This window comes from Apibacter sp. ESL0404, from assembly GCF_019469245.1.
Lineage (GTDB): Bacteria > Bacteroidota > Bacteroidia > Flavobacteriales > Weeksellaceae > Apibacter.
The window spans coordinates 1,914,987-1,931,010 of sequence record NZ_CP048267.1; the positions used below are offsets into that span (position 1 = coordinate 1,914,987).

Annotated in this window: 17 protein-coding genes and 1 tRNA gene; 1 reads left to right on the forward strand and 17 read right to left on the reverse strand. The window is 32.4% G+C overall.

Features of this window, described 5'->3' with window-relative positions; all coding sequences use genetic code 11:
* Positions 1-13: 13 nt before the first annotated feature.
* The 13 genes from GYM72_RS08135 to nuoE form a co-directional block, all read right to left on the reverse strand.
* A complete protein-coding gene (locus GYM72_RS08135; protein WP_220264055.1) occupies positions 14-1,348 on the reverse strand; it encodes a dihydroorotase in 1,335 nt (444 codons plus the stop codon).
* A gap of 21 nt (positions 1,349-1,369) precedes the next feature.
* Positions 1,370-1,702, reverse strand: a complete 333-nt coding sequence (locus GYM72_RS08140; protein WP_105296745.1) for a multidrug efflux SMR transporter — start codon at positions 1,700-1,702, stop codon at positions 1,370-1,372.
* 1 nt (position 1,703) lies between these two features.
* Positions 1,704-2,729 (reverse strand): Holliday junction branch migration DNA helicase RuvB, encoded by a 1,026-nt coding sequence (gene ruvB, locus GYM72_RS08145; protein WP_160541733.1) that lies wholly within the window; start codon positions 2,727-2,729, stop codon positions 1,704-1,706.
* 415 nt (positions 2,730-3,144) lie between these two features.
* On the reverse strand, positions 3,145-4,617 hold the full coding sequence (locus GYM72_RS08150; protein ID WP_220264056.1) for a NuoM family protein: 1,473 nt from the start codon (positions 4,615-4,617) through the stop codon (positions 3,145-3,147).
* A 27-nt stretch (positions 4,618-4,644) separates the two neighbouring features.
* A complete protein-coding gene (nuoL, locus tag GYM72_RS08155; RefSeq protein ID WP_220264057.1) occupies positions 4,645-6,537 on the reverse strand; it encodes an NADH-quinone oxidoreductase subunit L in 1,893 nt (630 codons plus the stop codon).
* 3 nt (positions 6,538-6,540) lie between these two features.
* Positions 6,541-6,864, reverse strand: coding sequence for an NADH-quinone oxidoreductase subunit NuoK (nuoK, locus tag GYM72_RS08160; protein ID WP_105296749.1), 324 nt, complete (start codon positions 6,862-6,864; stop codon positions 6,541-6,543).
* Positions 6,865-6,896: 32 nt separating this feature from the next.
* Positions 6,897-7,391: an NADH-quinone oxidoreductase subunit J gene (locus GYM72_RS08165; RefSeq protein ID WP_105296750.1), complete on the reverse strand. Its 495-nt coding sequence runs from the start codon at positions 7,389-7,391 to the stop codon at positions 6,897-6,899.
* Between the two features lie 5 nt (positions 7,392-7,396).
* Positions 7,397-7,894 (reverse strand): NADH-quinone oxidoreductase subunit I, encoded by a 498-nt coding sequence (locus GYM72_RS08170; protein ID WP_105296887.1) that lies wholly within the window; start codon positions 7,892-7,894, stop codon positions 7,397-7,399.
* Positions 7,895-7,973: 79 nt separating this feature from the next.
* On the reverse strand, positions 7,974-9,023 hold the full coding sequence (nuoH, locus tag GYM72_RS08175; protein ID WP_160541730.1) for an NADH-quinone oxidoreductase subunit NuoH: 1,050 nt from the start codon (positions 9,021-9,023) through the stop codon (positions 7,974-7,976).
* Positions 9,024-9,033: 10 nt separating this feature from the next.
* Positions 9,034-10,026 carry a 2Fe-2S iron-sulfur cluster-binding protein gene (locus GYM72_RS08180; RefSeq protein ID WP_160564608.1) on the reverse strand — a complete coding sequence of 331 codons (993 nt, stop codon included), beginning with the start codon at positions 10,024-10,026 and terminating at the stop codon, positions 9,034-9,036.
* Positions 10,027-10,050: 24 nt separating this feature from the next.
* Complete coding sequence (locus GYM72_RS08185; RefSeq protein ID WP_160550006.1) at positions 10,051-10,854, reverse strand: hypothetical protein; 804 nt, start codon at positions 10,852-10,854, stop codon at positions 10,051-10,053.
* 13 nt (positions 10,855-10,867) lie between these two features.
* Entirely contained in the window at positions 10,868-12,199 is a 1,332-nt protein-coding gene (gene nuoF / locus GYM72_RS08190; RefSeq protein WP_220264058.1) for an NADH-quinone oxidoreductase subunit NuoF, read from the reverse strand.
* 31 nt (positions 12,200-12,230) lie between these two features.
* Positions 12,231-12,761 (reverse strand): NADH-quinone oxidoreductase subunit NuoE, encoded by a 531-nt coding sequence (nuoE, locus tag GYM72_RS08195; protein ID WP_220264059.1) that lies wholly within the window; start codon positions 12,759-12,761, stop codon positions 12,231-12,233.
* 410 nt (positions 12,762-13,171) lie between these two features.
* Between nuoE and GYM72_RS08200 the strand changes: the two genes are divergently transcribed.
* Positions 13,172-13,253 (forward strand) — tRNA-Leu (locus GYM72_RS08200).
* Between the two features lie 254 nt (positions 13,254-13,507).
* On the opposite strand, the gene GYM72_RS08205 is transcribed toward GYM72_RS08200, so the two are convergent.
* The 4 genes from GYM72_RS08205 to GYM72_RS08220 all read right to left on the reverse strand — a co-directional run bounded on the left by GYM72_RS08205 (position 13,508) and on the right by GYM72_RS08220 (position 15,789).
* A complete protein-coding gene (locus tag GYM72_RS08205; RefSeq protein ID WP_220264060.1) occupies positions 13,508-13,738 on the reverse strand; it encodes a lantibiotic dehydratase family protein in 231 nt (76 codons plus the stop codon).
* Between the two features lie 235 nt (positions 13,739-13,973).
* Positions 13,974-14,714, reverse strand: a complete 741-nt coding sequence (locus GYM72_RS08210) for a type II CAAX prenyl endopeptidase Rce1 family protein (protein WP_220264061.1) — start codon at positions 14,712-14,714, stop codon at positions 13,974-13,976.
* Positions 14,715-14,840: 126 nt separating this feature from the next.
* On the reverse strand, positions 14,841-15,053 hold the full coding sequence (locus tag GYM72_RS08215; protein ID WP_160568931.1) for a hypothetical protein: 213 nt from the start codon (positions 15,051-15,053) through the stop codon (positions 14,841-14,843).
* A 406-nt stretch (positions 15,054-15,459) separates the two neighbouring features.
* Positions 15,460-15,789 (reverse strand): multidrug efflux SMR transporter, encoded by a 330-nt coding sequence (locus tag GYM72_RS08220; RefSeq protein WP_160541723.1) that lies wholly within the window; start codon positions 15,787-15,789, stop codon positions 15,460-15,462.
* Positions 15,790-16,024: the final 235 nt, after the last annotated feature.

The following is a 16,024-nucleotide window of genomic DNA, read 5'->3' on the forward strand; positions in this document are numbered from 1 at the left end:
TTTTTTATACAATTTATCTTTCAAATTCTAATGCCATTCCTCTTACTTCTTTTACTTCTCCTTCACTGTAAGCCAATTTTCCGTTCAAAAAAGTTTTTTCAACGGATGAACTAAAAGTTATATTTTCTAACGGTGACCATCGACATTTGTAAAGAATGTTCTCTTGTGATACTTTATATGGCTTTTCTGGATTAATCAAAACTAAATCTGCATAATAACCTTTACGTATATAGCCTCTTTTTTTAATCTGATACAGTTGAGCCGGGGCATGACACATTTTAGTAATAACTTTTTCTTTGGTAATTTTCCCTTGTTTAACTAATTCTAACATCATTACTAAAGAATGTTGTACTAAAGGACCTCCTGAGGCAGCTTGCAAGCATCCGCCTTCTTTTTCACTCAATAAGTGCGGAGCATGATCAGTTGCAACAACGTCTAATCGATCTTCTACAACTGCTTTAAGTATAGAATCTCGGTCTTTTTTTGTTTTTACTGCGGGATTCCATTTTATTTTGGATCCTAATTTTTCATAATCTTCATCAGTAAACCACAAATGGTGTACACAAGCTTCTCCGGTAACTTTCTTTTCTTCTAATGGTTTATTTTCAAATAAACTCAATTCTTTTTCTGTGGATATATGTAAAACATGAAGACGTGTTCCATATTTATGGGCTAATTCAATTGCCTCGAATGAGGATTGATAGCAAGCTTCTACGCTTCTAATTAAAGGATGACAAGGAATCGGTATATATTCGCCATAAATAGCTTTATATTTTTCGATATTTTTCCTTATAATTTCTTCTTTTTCGCAATGAACTGCAATCAGCATATCAACCTCAGAAAAAATAGTCTCCAGGGCTTTTTTATTATCAACCAGCATATTCCCTGTGGATGAACCCATAAATATTTTTATTCCGCAAACCTTCTTGGGATTAACTTTCATTAATTCTTCTCTATTATCATTGGTCGCTCCCAGGTAAAAAGAATAGTTCGCATAGGATTTTTGTGAAGCAAGGACAAACTTATTTTCCAAAGCTTCAATTGTTGTGGTCTGTGGATTGGTATTAGGCATTTCCATATATGAAGTTACTCCACCAGCAAGAGCAGCACGGCTTTCACTATGAATATCTCCTTTATGGGTTAATCCCGGTTCTCTGAAATGTACTTGATCATCGATAACTCCGGGAATAAGCCATAAACCTTCTGCATTTATTTTCGTTGATCGAGCGCTAATTTCCGCAGGAACTTCGCCTCTGTATATTTCGGAAATGATATCTTTTTCCAGTAAAACTGATCCTATAAACGATTGTCCTTCATTTATAATTGTAGCGTTTTCAATAAGTATCATTTGTTTTTTATTTATTTGTAGTTAATGTCCTGCTGTTTTGGAAAATAGGTTTATAATAAGTACACCTATGATGATAAATACGATTCCAATAATAGCCGGAATATCTAATTTTTGTTTGTATAAAAAGTAGCCTGAAAGACTTATTAATACAATTCCTATTCCTGACCAAATAGCATAGGCTATCCCGATTGGTATGACTCTAATGGCTTTAGTAAGGCTATATAAAGCTGCAAAAAAGAGAGCAAAAAAAAGGACTGTTGGTTTCCATTTGGTAAATTCTTTAGTCATCGGAAGTAAAGAGGTCCCAGCCGTCTCTAAGCATATAGCTATGAATAAATAGATATAGGATTTCATATTAAAATAGTTCTGATTGATTGCCCAGCATTTTTATTTTGCCTAAATGTTTATAGGCTTTTTCAGTTGCTTCTCTACCTCTGGGTGTACGCATAAGATAGCCTTCTTGAATTAAAAAAGGTTCATATACTTCTTCTAAAGTTCCCGGATTTTCTCCTACTGCTGTTGCTATAGTTGTTAATCCTACTGGTCCTCCTTTAAATTTATCAATAATGGTACTTAAAATCTTGTTATCCATTTCATCTAGACCGTGTTTGTCTACTTTTAACGCTTCTAAACCAATTTCAGAAATGGTAAGATCTATCTTTCCATTACCTTTAATTTGCGCAAAATCTCTGATTCTTCGTAGCAACGCATTGGCAATACGCGGAGTTCCTCTGCTACGGGAAGCTATTTCTATAGCAGCCTGCGTATCTATCGGCATATTCATTATGCGCGAACTTCTTTCCACAATACTGCTTAATAATTCTGTGTGATAGTATTCAAATCTAAAGTTAATTCCAAAACGTGCCCTAAGCGGAGCTGTTAACAATCCCGAGCGGGTCGTTGCTCCAATTAAGGTAAAAGGATTTAAATTGATTTGAACTGATCGAGCATTGGGCCCGCTTTCAATCATTATGTCTATTTTATAATCTTCCATGGCTGAATACAAGTATTCTTCAACTATGGGAGAAAGCCTATGGATTTCATCAATGAACAGTACATCATTTTCTTCCAATCCGGTCAATAAACCTGCCAGATCACCGGGCTTATCTAATACAGGCCCTGAAGTGATTTTTATTCCAACATTTAATTCATTTGCAATGATATTAGCTAAGGTAGTTTTACCTAGCCCCGGAGGACCGTGTAGTAATACATGATCCAAAGATTCGCGTCTTAACTTGGCAGCCTTTACAAAAATCTCCAGATTATCCATAATATGAGATTGACCTACAAATTCGTAAAAACTTTTAGGACGCACCTGCTCTTCTTGAGCGATATCTTCTTTTGAATATTTATTCTTATCCGGATCTAATAAATCTGACATTTTGTAAATTTAAAACTTCTGGAGAAATATAAAAAGTAAACAACTTTAAAATTATTATTTACAATTTTTGAATTATTTTCTTCCTTTTCTTAAAGATGATAGTTTGCTAATCTCTAATTTTAGATTGGAAATTGGAAATAAAAAAATATTTTAAGCTTTAATCAGCTAAATAATTTTGTAAATAATAAAAGGAAAATTAATTTCAACAACAATTGATAGGCATAATAAATGATTTATTTCTTGAAATAGACTTTTTCCAAATTTTTCACATTTACCACTCATTTACCTAGTAAAATTGTCAATTGAAATGAGTTGATACCATATGAGTATCTGCCAAATTTCAAAATGTTAAATTTTTTAAACTAACCCGAAAATTACAACTATTAGCAAAATTGTTACTTATTGATCAAGTAACTTATTTAACTAAAAGAGATACTATGTGTTGAGCCGTTTCTGAAGATAATGATAATAGGGGTTGAGGATAAATTCCACAAACTATAATTAAAGCCGCTATTACGATCAATCCTAATTTAGTTTGTAAATTAACATCTTTCTGACCTTCTAAAAATTCTTGATTTCCTTTACCAAACATTGACATTCCGTACATTTTGGTAATATAGACGGCACATAAGATTAAGGTTAATCCGGCTATAATTGCTCCCCAAATGCTTAATGTAAAAATACTTTTCAATAAAAGGAATTCACCTATAAATGCATTGGTCAATGGAACAGCCATAGTTCCAACAGAGATTATCATAAATAAAACAGCTAAAAATGGAGCTTTAGATGCTAATCCTCCCATTTTACTTAAATCTCTTGTACCGAATTTTTTAATTAATACATCCGCTACATAAAATAAACCGACTACATTAACTCCGTGTGCCAACATTTGAATTGAGGCTCCTTCAATACCGGTACTATCAATACCGCAATGCATGGATACGATTGCACTTGCAAATATACCGGCAGCAATAAGTCCCACGTGTGCCATTGAAGAAAAAGCAATAAGTCGCTTAATATCTTTTTGAACGATAGCAATTAAAGATGCATATACAATTCCAATAATTGATAAAATTAAGGCTATGGAACCGGAAGTTCCTCCTACAGCTTCAGGTGAAAGAGGTAATAAATATCTGATGATTCCAAATACTCCCATTTTAAGCATGATACCGGATAATAACATGGAGCCTTGGGTAGGAGCCATTGTGTAGGTATCTGCTTGCCAAGTGTGGAAAGGAAATATGGGTAATTTGATTGCAAATGCTAAGAAAAACATCCAAAAAATGAATGTTTGTGCTTGTGCAGGAATTTTAACTGCATATAAGGCATTTAAGTCAAATGATCCCGCTTGCAAGTAAACATATATTAGTGCAACAAGCATAAATAAAGATCCAAAAAAAGTATAAATAAAAAATTTATAGTTTATTTTCAATCTGTTTTCACCTGTTCCAAAAATTCCACATATAAACCAAATAGGAATTAAAGTTACTTCCCAAAATATATAAAACATTAAACCATCTAAGGAAGAGAAAATACCCACTAATCCAAATTGCATTAATAAAATTAATGCATAAAAGCCGGAAGGGCGTTCATCGTTCCATGATGAATAGAGTATAATTGGCGTTAATACATTGGTTAATAGAAGCATTAGGACAGTTAATCCATCAACTCCAAAATGTAACGTAGATTTAATCGGTGAAAAATACAACTCTTTTCCAATTTCAAACTGAATTCCTGAATCTGCTTTGAAGTTACACCATATAATAGCGGTTAATACCAATTCGGATATTGCAATTATAAATGCTATATATTTTGAAATATTCCCTTTTAAGGCAAATAATAAGCCTGATCCTATGATTGGTAAAAGTAGTACTGCTAAAGTTAACATTATATCTTTTTACTTTTTGTATTTTAATTAATGACTTAAAAATTCTGCAACTAATAATAATATGAATATTCCCAAGGACATTGCAAATACATAAAATTCTACATTTCCGTTTTGTATTAGTCTAAGGACACTTCCGCATCCCTTAACTGTTTTTGCTGTTCCTTCTACTATTCCGTTTACTATATATTTATCAACTATATTTTTCAGAAATTTTCCTAAGTTTAAAACCGGATTTACAATGACTTCATTATAAAATTCATTGATATAAGCAGCATGTGCTGAAAATTTTTCCCATCCGGTCATATTTTCTACAATAGTTGCCCGTACTTTTCGGGTAACATATTTGTTGTAGGTAACAAGGGCTACCATAGCTATTACAGCTAAAGTTATTCCCAGTAACATCATTTCAGTACCTAAAGAAGGTTCTTGATGTATAGGTAAACCTACATAAATAGGATGCAACCAATGCGCTAATTTTTGAGAAATTCCTTCTCCTAAATAATGAGGTAAGTTTATTCCTCCGCCTACAACGGTTAATAGAGCTAAAACCAATAAAGGAATGGTCATTATAGCCGGACTTTCATGCAAATGTTTCTTTTGCTCCTCGGTACCTTTGAAATCTCCAAAGAATGTAAGGAATAGTAAGCGAAACATATATATACAGGTTAAAGCTGCTGAAAATAAGGTAAGTCCCCAAATAATTTTGTTTTTAGTCCAAAGTGCTACTAAAATTTCGTCTTTAGAGAACATCCCTGCTAAAGGAGGTATTCCGCAAATAGCTAATGTTCCAATTAGGAATGTCCAATAAGTTACCGGGATTTTTTTTCTTAATCCTCCCATGTATCTCATATCTTGTTCTCCACTCATCGCATGAATAACACTACCCGCTCCTAAAAATAATAATGCTTTAAAGAATGCGTGAGTGATTACATGGAATAAAGCAGTAGTGTAAGCTTCTGCTCCTAAAGCGGTAAACATAAGTCCAAGTTGTGAAACTGTTGAATAAGCCAACACTTTCTTTATATCGTTCTGTCTTAATCCGATGAATGCTGCGAGTATTGAAGTAGCTAAACCAATATACATTATAAAGTCTAGAGTAATCGGCACTAAACTATAAATGGCATTGGATCTGATAATCATATAAATACCTGCTGTTACCATGGTAGCGGCGTGAATTAATGCTGATACCGGTGTAGGCCCTGCCATCGCATCAGGTAACCATGTATAAAGTGGTATTTGAGCAGATTTACCCATAGCTCCTATGAATAGAAATACAGTAGCTGTAATTAATATAGGGTCATTTAATTTAAATAAATGGGCTTTGGCTGCTATGTCGGAGTATTCTACACTTCCAAAGTAATAAAATAACATAAATATTCCTATTAAGAGCCCTAAGTCTCCTATTCTATTCATTACAAATGCTTTTCTGGCAGCATATCCATATTCTTTATTGGTATACCAGAAGCCAATAAGTAAATAGGAACAAAATCCTACTCCTTCCCATCCTATAAATAGGATTAAGAAATTACTTCCCATTACTAACAAGAGCATGGAAAATATAAAGAGATTTAAATAAGAAAAGAATTTATAAAAGCCTTTATCTTCATGCATATATCCAATGGAATACAGATGAATTAAAGATCCGATTCCTGTAACAATCATCATCATCACTAAGGATAATTGATCTATTTGAAAGGAAAAGTTAACTTTTAAAGTGTCAACTGCAAACCAATTAAACAGGGATGCTTTAACGGGTTCTGTAAACGTGTAAAACAAATATACGGATAGAAAAAAAGGTATCCAAACAGCAAGATTAGCAATTGTTCCTACTGCCGTTTTAGGCATTTTACTTCCAAAAATTCCACAAATAATAAATCCAATAAGTGGTAAAATTGGTATTAAATATATTATATTCTCCATTTCTTATCCTTTTAATCTATTAAATAAGCTAACATCTACAGATCGTGTATTTCTATACATCATGGTTATGATGGCTAATCCTACTGCAACTTCGGCTGCTGCCACAACCATAATAAAAAATACTAATATTTGACCGTCTGCATCTCCTTTGTAGGCTGAAAATGCTGCCAATAAAAGATTCACTGAATTCAACATCAGCTCCACACATCCTAAAATTATGATTGCATTTCTTCTTACTAATACTCCTGTTACTCCTATACAAAATAGTAATGCAGATAAGTATATAAAATAATCTACCGGTATACTTTGTAATAAACTGTTAACCATTTCTTTTTTGTTTCAAGAAAATAAATATTTTTTTATAAATCTCTTTTTCCTATCATAACTGCACCCACTAATGCACCTAAAAATAGAATCCCAGCTAATTCGAAGGGTAATACGTATTGACTAAATAATAAGTGTCCTAAATTTTTAGTTAATCCAATTTGACTGTCGGGATTCGTAGGAAAATCTATTTGTTGATATCCTCTTAATGCTCCAATAAATCCAATGAATACTAATCCTCCGCATATGGTTGCCAAAATTCGAAAAGCACTTCCTTTTAATGGCTCGTCTTTTTCTTTCAAATTCAGCATCATGAGCACATAGAGGAATAAAACCATAATGGCTCCGGAGTAAACTATAATTTGAACTACACTTAAAAATTGAGCATTTAACATTATATATAAACCTGATATGGAAAAAAAGGTTATGATCAATGAAATGATGCTGTACATAGGGTTTTTACTGAATACAACAAATAATGCGCTCACAATTGCACTAGCAGATATTAAATAAAACAAAATTGCTTCCATATTCTTTATTTTTCTACCGTATATTTTTTTATTTGCCTTTGTGAAACGTCTATTCTATTGTCCATGCTTTCTACAAGCTTATCTTTCTTGTATATAAATTCTTTGCGTAAATGTTCCGGCATTACTAAACGGTCAGTAAGAAATATGGCTTCTTTAGGACATGCTTCTTCACACATTCCGCAAAATATGCATCGTAACATGTTTATTTCATAGTTTTCTGCATATTTTTCCTCTCTATATAAGTGCTCCTCTCCTCGCTTTCTTTCAGCGGCAACCATTGTAATGGCTTCAGCCGGACAGGCTAATGCACATAATCCACAAGCTGTACAACGCTCTCTTCCTTCATCGTCTCTTTTGAGTACATGTCTGCCTCTGTATACAGGACTAAACTCTCTTTTCTTTTCTGGATATGAAGTGGTAACCGGTTTTTTGAAAAAATGACTAAAAGTGATTTTCATACCTCCTAATACTGCAGGAAGATATATCTTTTCTTTTAAGGTCATTTCTTTATTTGAAATTATCTTAGATTTATTGGTAAGCCTCTGCATAAATTTAATTTCTTTCTTTACTTTTTTCTTTATTTTAGCCAAATACTACAATAGTAGCAGTTATTAATAAATTGAGAATGGACAAAGGTATCATGACTCTCCAACCTAAACGCATTAATTGGTCGTATCTGAATCTAGGTAATGTCCACCTTACCCACATAAAACAGAATATACAAAAGACTATTTTTATTAAAAATGCTACTATACTTATAATTCCTATTGCATTTTCTCCAAGTGTTCCATTTTTGGCCAATTCATTCATAAACGGAAAGCTGTAACCTCCAAAAAATAGAGTGCTTATTAAAGCTGAACTAATAAACATGTTTATATATTCTGCAAAAAGGAATGTACCGAATTTCATGGATCCGTATTCTGTATGATAACCTCCGATCAACTCGGATTCACACTCTGCCAAATCAAAAGGGGCTCTGTTTAGTTCTGCAAACGAACAGGTAACGAACAATACGAATGCTAAGGGTTGATAAAATACATTCCAAGCCATACCATTTAAAAATGATAATCCGTATAAGTTGGAAGCTTGTTGCTCTACCATGGCTCTTAAATCCAATGTTCCTGTCATCATAATGATGGAAAGAAGGGATAATCCCATAGCCAACTCGTAAGAGATCATTTGTGAAGAAGCTCTTATAGCCCCTAACAATGAATACTTATTATTGGAAGCCCAACCTCCCAGCATGATTCCGTATACTCCGATGGATACGATACCCATTATATACAGAACTCCTACATCAATGTTTGCTACTTGAACTAAATGAGATTCTCCTGCTATAAATAAAGATTTTCCCCAAGGAATCACTGCTCCTGTGCTTAATGCTATTAGCATTAAAATTCCCGGTGATATGATAAACAACCATTTTTCTGCATTTTTTGGAACAAAATCTTCTTTGAAAAAAAGTTTTCCTCCGTCGCATAAAGGTTGCATTAAACCGAATATTCCTGCTCTATTGGGTCCTATTCTATCTTGTAAAAAAGCTGCTACTTTTCGCTCCATTAAGGTTTCATAAGCTGCAGCTCCTAAACACAACGCAAATAAAATAACTACCAATACTACTGTAAACCACATATTATATATATTATTCTAATGTTTTAGCTTTAAATTTTTCGATTTTATAATGCGGATCATTTTTAGGTAATGGTAATTCGTAATGATTTACCGAAATTACAGAATGATCGCTGATATGGGCAGGACCTTCTATATTCCAATAATTCAGGTCTTTTCTTTCAAATCGACAATCATTGCATATAAATTCTTCTACTTCATTGTATGCATCTTTTCGCGCTGTTACCCGTATAATGGTATCTCCTTTCATCCATAATACTGCTTTGCCGCTGCATTTTTCACAAGTACAAGTTGCATTTACCGGTTCAGTAAACCAAACTCTACTTTTAAATCGAGCGGTTCTATCTGTTAAAGCTCCCACCGGACAAACATCGATCATGTTTCCTGAAAAATCATTTTCAATAGCTTTGCTTATGTATGTACTTATTTCCGCATGATCCCCTCTGAATAGTATCCCTTGATTTCTTTGGTCGGTAAGTTGATTGGCAACTAATACACATCTTGCACAAAGAATACATCGGTTCATGTTTAATTTTATGTACGGTCCTAAATCATCGGATTGAAAAGTTCTTCTTGGGAATTCAGAACGGGTTTTATCCAACCCATGCTCATAGGCCAAATCCTGAAGTTTACATTCTCCTGCCTGGTCGCATATAGGACAATCTAAAGGATGGTTAATTAATAAAAATTCTGTAACTCCTTGTACGGCTTGTATTACTCTTTCAGAAGTAATAACTTTAACTTCCATACCATCCATTACATTGGTACGACAAGCCGGTACTAACTTAGGCATAGGACGTGGATCTTTTTCTGATCCTTTAGTCACTTCCACCAAACAAGTGCGGCAACGTCCCCCACTTCCTTCCAATTTACTATAATAGCACATAGTAGGCGGAACAGAGGCTCCTCCTATTTGTCGTGCTGCTTCTACAATTGGAATCCCTGGATTTACTTCTACAGTAATTCCATCTATTGTTACTTTTATTTTATTTGGTTCTTCGTTCATTAGATTTTAATATATCTTGGTGCATTAAAAATGCCAACTGAATCCGAATGTGTAATTCCATTGGAGATACAAAATATTTTGAGAAGCTTTATCCGAACTGCTGGATGTTGTTCTAATATCCGGCATGGATATAACTCCTTCTTTTAATTCCGTTCTAAGGAAAAAAAGATCCCAGAACAGCAATTCTGCTCCTACTTTTGCATCTAACCCCCACCCTGCTAAATGAAATTTATCATGTCTTTCATTATTCATTATAGTTGCATTGGTTTTTGGGATTAGCAATCCTAAACCTCCTCCTGCTATACTATTAAATTTAAAAAAGCCGGAGCTTATGAAATTATGATAATATTCTATTTCTGCATTCAAGTAATTTAGACCGTCTGTATGTTCTAAATGTAAAAAATCATCAGTTAAATAAATGTATTCTCCGTCAACGATTGCATCCTCATATCCGGGAGTGTTAATTGTTCCTGTTGATTTAACCCATTGCCCCGGTCTAACTACATATTTCATATGATCCATACCTAAAGAAACCGCCCAGTTATCCTTGAAGAAATAACCGATTCTATAATTTACTTGAGGTATCGTTACTCTGGTTGGATCTAAAAAATCGTGAAAATTCCAGCCAATCGGCTTATCGTCGCCTTTTACTCCATGTAGGGTAAAATTATAATCATTACCTGTGAAATGGACGGATGACCTTCCATAATAGGCTCGGTTCCAACCCCAGTAGGCGTATACTTCACCTTTTCTGTGAGCTTTTCTTTTGTTCTTTTCTTGTTCTTGGGCATCTACTGCACCAATTGTAAATATTGCTAATAAAAACAATAAATTACTTTTGTTAAATAGTTGCATATTCAGCTATACCATAATTTTTTGTTAAACATTCTGGATTATTTATATGCCATTGGAACTCATCTCTAAAATGTCTAATAGCTGCTGCAACCGGCCAGGACGCTGCATCTCCTAAAGGACATATCGTATTACCGTCTATCTTACTTTGTATATTCCATAGCAAATCGATATCGTCGTATGTTCCCCGTCCTTCTTCTATTTTTTTTAGTATTCTGTACATCCACCCGGTCCCTTCGCGACAAGGTGTACATTGTCCACAACTTTCATGATTATAAAAACGCGCCAGAGTCATCGTATGTCTTACTATACACTGGTCTTCATCTAAAACTATAAATCCACCTGAACCTAAGGCTGTTCCAGTAACAAACCCTCCATCTGCCATACTTTCGTAATTCATCAAGCGGGTTTCGCCGTTAGCTGTCTTTAGCAATAATTTAGCGGGTAAAATAGGAACTGATGATCCACCCGGTATACAGGCTTTCAATTTTTTACCTTTAGGTATTCCTCCGCAATATTCTTCGCTGAAAATAAATTCTTCTATACTTAAATTGAAGTCAACTTCGTATACTCCCGGTTTATTCAGGTTTCCACAAGCGGAAATTAATTTAGTTCCCGTAGATCTTCCTACTCCCATTTTAGCATATTCTGCTCCGCTTATGGAAATAATAGCCGGTACAGTTGCAATGGTTTCTACGTTATTAACCACGGTAGGGCATTGATATAACCCCTTAACAGCCGGAAAAGGTGGTTTCAATCTAGGGTTACCTCGTTTTCCTTCTAAAGATTCCAACAATGCGGTTTCTTCTCCGCATACATAAGCTCCTGCACCGCGTTGAACATAAATTTCCAGATCATATCCTGTATTCTTTATATTTTTACCTAAAAAGCCATTGGCTTTTGCTTCTTGTATTGCGTGTTCTAGGATCTCTGGAATCCAAGAATATTCTCCTCGTATATATATATAGGAAACGTTGGCTCCTAAACAAAAAGATGAAATAAGTATACCTTCTATTAATTGATGAGGTATATATTCCATTAAATATCGGTCTTTAAAAGTTCCCGGCTCTGATTCATCTGCATTAACCACTAAATAGCGCGGCACTCCTTCCGGCTTAGCCAAAAAGCTCCATTTCAACCCCGTAGGAAACCCGGCACCTCCACGACCTCTAAGTCCGCTGGTCTTAACTTCTTCCAAAATTTCATCCGGAGTCATTTTAAGGGCTTTTTCCGCTGCAGTGTAGCCTCCATGCTTTCTAAAAACTTCAAAAGTTTTTATTCCTTCTACATCAATATTTTTAAGCAATAATTTTTTACTCATTATATTATAATATATGCTTCTAACTTATTGTTTAACCAATTGCAATATTTCCAGCCCTGCAAAGGTCAATGATTTCATCTACTTTTTCTTTTGTCAGATGTTCATGATAAAATTTACCAATTTGCATCATAGGGGCATACCCGCAAGCGCCTAAGCATTCTGCCGGTTTTAGAGTAAACATACCATCTGCGGTTGTTTCTCCTTCTTTTATCTGCAATTTTTCTTTAATATGTTCAATGATTTGATCGCTTCCATTTAACATGCATGGACCGGTTCTACACACTTCCAACACATATTTTCCGACAGGCTGCATATTAAACATTGTATAAAAAGTAGCTACTTCATATACTTCTATTGGTGAAATATTTAATAAAGAAGCCACATAATCCATAACAGGGACATCTAGCCATCCTCCAAATTCTTTTTGAGCCAAATGCAACACAGGAATTAAAGCAGATTTTTGCTTACCTTCCGGATATCTTGCAATTATTTCATGTACTTTATTTAAGGATTCGCTGCTAAAAACTATCTCTTTATCAGGGCTTACACCGTTTTTAGTCATTTTTATTTTAATGTTAGGTTGCAAATATACAATAATGAATTTTACTTGAAAAGTTTAAGTAACTGTTTTTAATCTATATTTAACAATCTGGAATCATTATAAATAACACAAAATAACTGTTTTATAGAGATTAAACTGTTTATAAGAACCTTTGCTCATCTTATTTCGGGTTAAATTTACTTTTTATACACTCCTTTTTTCCTATAAGATTTGTTTTACAACGCATTATCTTAGTCTATTGAAATTTATTCACATACATTATTAATATGTTTAAATGAATAGTCCTTAATAAAATAGTATGATTTTTAAATTATATTGAATCAATGTATTAATTAAAATCTCAAAAAATAATTAAAATATTATTTTCCGTTTTATAAAATAAATGTATATTTGCAGTCCAAAACCAGTAAGCGGATGTGGTGGAACTGGTAGACACGCTAGACTTAGGATCTAGTGCCGTGAGGCGTGGGGGTTCGATTCCCTTCATCCGTACAAAAATAAAAAGCAATTAACTGAATAAAGGTTAATTGCTTTTTTATTTTATAGAATTTGCAAGACTATTGCACGATTATATAACACTAAGAATGATTTCTAATACCATCTTTGTAAACATATTCAAAATATTTTAACGTCTTTTTATAAGAATATTCGCTTATGGATGTAAAAAGATCATATTTGAACAATTGCCTGTTTAGAGGCTGTTTATTTATTTCCTAAATAATTGTAAATTGTTCGTTCATGTTCAATTAAACATGATTTTTAAATAGTTTCAACCTATTTAGTATGTTTCGATTCTTATCATTTGAAAATATACCTAAACTAACTCCGGCAGATATTTTAATAGGAGTACAACTTGTAATCATTCTTGACAGGTATTTTAATAATGTATAAATACTGTTTTGAGAAAATTTATTTATAAACTGTTCTTCAACAATGATCTTATAAAGCTCTATGGTTGCTAAAAAGATAGCTTCCATAATCTTTTTTATTCAACAATTTACAGGATTTTCATTTATTATTTTTAAAAAAAATTTAAAAGGGATGTTCTTATTATAAATTTATGAAATAAAATGTAATGGTTCATTTGTTTTTTTACTTAAAGTAAAATCTATTAAAAATACTGTTAATACTGAGAAAAACATTAATAATCCAATAGGGCCAAATAAATCATTATAATCAATCTGTATAAAAGCTAACGTTTGTTCAATAGCATTAATCCCTCCGTGTAAAGCGCCAATGACAAATAGGCTTTGTGTTCTTTTTTAAGGCAAAAGAAAAGTAGAATGACATAGCAATACATAATAAAACCATCATAAGAATCCCCCAATAAGGGTGGTTAGGATAATTATGTCCAGATATTATTATGGGTGTGTGCCATGCTCCCCAAATGATCCCGATTATTATATTTTTTTTAAAAAAAGAAAAATTTAAATTTTTCTCTAAAAAGCCTCTCCAACCAATTTCCTCCCCCAAAGCAATGAAACCATTTATAGATATTGAGGACATTAAACTTGCGATGAACATTAGTGGAACCAATAGGAATAATAAATAGTCGATTTTTAATATAGATGGTATTTTTTGTAAAATTTCTGGACTTAATTGTCGATAACTTGTAATTAGTTTTCCAAAGGGTTCAATTTCTAATACATTCCCAAATAAATACCCATAAAACATCACTAAAACCGGAAGTAACAAATTGGTTATCAGCAGATATTTAAAAGTTTGTTTCCAGTTAATATTTTTAAAATTTAATTGAAATTTTTCTGATGTTACCAAAAATTTCCTTTTTTCTACTTTAAATGCTACTAAAGCAGGAGTAATCATTAATAATAATGTGAATAGTAACTGAATGGGATTGACAGTACTTTGTGACTTCGGAATATTCCAGATAATTACCCCTATTATACCTGATATAAGATAACATATACTTATAAATGCAAGAACTTTCTTCATTTATAACAGGTTTTAATTTTCATATAAATATACTAATTTTCCTAATTTATAATACTTCTCTGATATATCATATTGGCTAATTTCATTTTAATTCTCTGGTTTTCTCTTAAAGAAAATATCTATTTTTTACTTTATCCAATCTTTACTTATTTCAATACCATCATTATTATCTAGATTGAATATTTCAATAATATGGTTTTCTAATTTACCTAAATTCTCTTTCTCTTTTTTTGCTTCTGCAAGTTTATCATAAGGCAAATCATGTTGTTTACCATCACTTTTAAACCAAAATTTCCTATGTGAAATATAACCTGTATTAATAAAATAGGTCAATTTCATTTTCGTTCTTATGAATTAAATGAAGTGTAATTACTCCTGTTTCTTTTTTAGATTTGCTTCGATAGAGAAATTAACTATTAGCCAAGGTTTTATGATTTAAAATTACGCTAATATAAAAGCAAGAATATGCATGATATTTGCAAGATTATAAAGTATTTAATTAGATTATTTTACACCTATTTAGATTTATACATTTTATATAAATATATTTAATAATAATCAAATTATAATTAATTATAGGATTCAACTCCCTTCATATGCATCAAAATAAATAGCAATTAACTAATTTAAAGTTAATTGCTTTTTTTGTTTTATAAAATTTAGTAGATTAAATCGTTTTTAATTATGTATAAAAATTTTAAATAAATTCTTTTGTAAATTATTATAAACAATTAATCAATTGCTTTTAGTGATTAGATACAAATTTAAGGCCTACTATGGAGCTAACCAGAGTAATTATAAAAAATATTCTCCAAAAGGTTGCCGGTTCTTTAAAAACAAATATTCCTAACAATACTGTGCCCACTGCTCCTACACCGGTCCATACTGCATAAGCTGTACCTAACGGAAGGGTTTGAGAAGCCTTAATCAACAATAACATGCTCGAAATCATACAAATTAAAAAACTGATATACCAATAGTATACGGCATTTCCTTGAGAATTTTTTGCTTGCCCTAAACTAAAGGTAAATCCGACTTCAAACAAACCGCCGATAATTAACAAGATCCAATTCATATTTTTCTCTAATAAGCTTTTATTTTCCACACAAAAATAAATAAAAACTTATTTTTTATTTAATATGGTTTATATCTTTATATATAATGTATTTATATATAATTAACAATCTTGAGCTGTAATACTTCTGTTAAATCAAAATTAATTTTTTATTAAAAATTATATAAAATAACTGATCTTAAATTATGCATATTTTAATTCAAAGTTTTAACAACTTATCTGAATATACTTTTAT

What these genes read in the sequence shown, in the direction of transcription:
- GYM72_RS08215 (WP_160568931.1), bottom strand. Translation starts at nt 15,053, where the DNA reads ATGAAATTGACCTATTTTATTAATACAGGTTATATTTCACATAGGAAA.
- GYM72_RS08180 (WP_160564608.1), bottom strand. Translation starts at nt 10,026, where the DNA reads ATGAACGAAGAACCAAATAAAATAAAAGTAACAATAGATGGAATTACT.
- nuoL (WP_220264057.1), bottom strand. Translation starts at nt 6,537, where the DNA reads ATGGAGAATATAATATATTTAATACCAATTTTACCACTTATTGGATTT.
- ruvB (WP_160541733.1), bottom strand. Translation starts at nt 2,729, where the DNA reads ATGTCAGATTTATTAGATCCGGATAAGAATAAATATTCAAAAGAAGAT.
- nuoE (WP_220264059.1), bottom strand. Translation starts at nt 12,761, where the DNA reads ATGACTAAAAACGGTGTAAGCCCTGATAAAGAGATAGTTTTTAGCAGC.
- nuoK (WP_105296749.1), bottom strand. Translation starts at nt 6,864, where the DNA reads ATGGTTAACAGTTTATTACAAAGTATACCGGTAGATTATTTTATATAC.
- GYM72_RS08205 (WP_220264060.1), bottom strand. Translation starts at nt 13,738, where the DNA reads ATGGAAGCTATCTTTTTAGCAACCATAGAGCTTTATAAGATCATTGTT.
- nuoH (WP_160541730.1), bottom strand. Translation starts at nt 9,023, where the DNA reads ATGTGGTTTACAGTAGTATTGGTAGTTATTTTATTTGCGTTGTGTTTA.
- nuoF (WP_220264058.1), bottom strand. Translation starts at nt 12,199, where the DNA reads ATGAGTAAAAAATTATTGCTTAAAAATATTGATGTAGAAGGAATAAAA.
- GYM72_RS08150 (WP_220264056.1), bottom strand. Translation starts at nt 4,617, where the DNA reads ATGTTAACTTTAGCAGTACTACTTTTACCAATCATAGGATCAGGCTTA.
- GYM72_RS08220 (WP_160541723.1), bottom strand. Translation starts at nt 15,789, where the DNA reads ATGAATTGGATCTTGTTAATTATCGGCGGTTTGTTTGAAGTCGGATTT.
- GYM72_RS08135 (WP_220264055.1), bottom strand. Translation starts at nt 1,348, where the DNA reads ATGATACTTATTGAAAACGCTACAATTATAAATGAAGGACAATCGTTT.
- GYM72_RS08140 (WP_105296745.1), bottom strand. Translation starts at nt 1,702, where the DNA reads ATGAAATCCTATATCTATTTATTCATAGCTATATGCTTAGAGACGGCT.
- GYM72_RS08170 (WP_105296887.1), bottom strand. Translation starts at nt 7,894, where the DNA reads ATGACCTTAAAAGAAAAGATATATCTTCCTGCAGTATTAGGAGGTATG.
- GYM72_RS08165 (WP_105296750.1), bottom strand. Translation starts at nt 7,391, where the DNA reads ATGGAAGCAATTTTGTTTTATTTAATATCTGCTAGTGCAATTGTGAGC.
- GYM72_RS08210 (WP_220264061.1), bottom strand. Translation starts at nt 14,714, where the DNA reads ATGAAGAAAGTTCTTGCATTTATAAGTATATGTTATCTTATATCAGGT.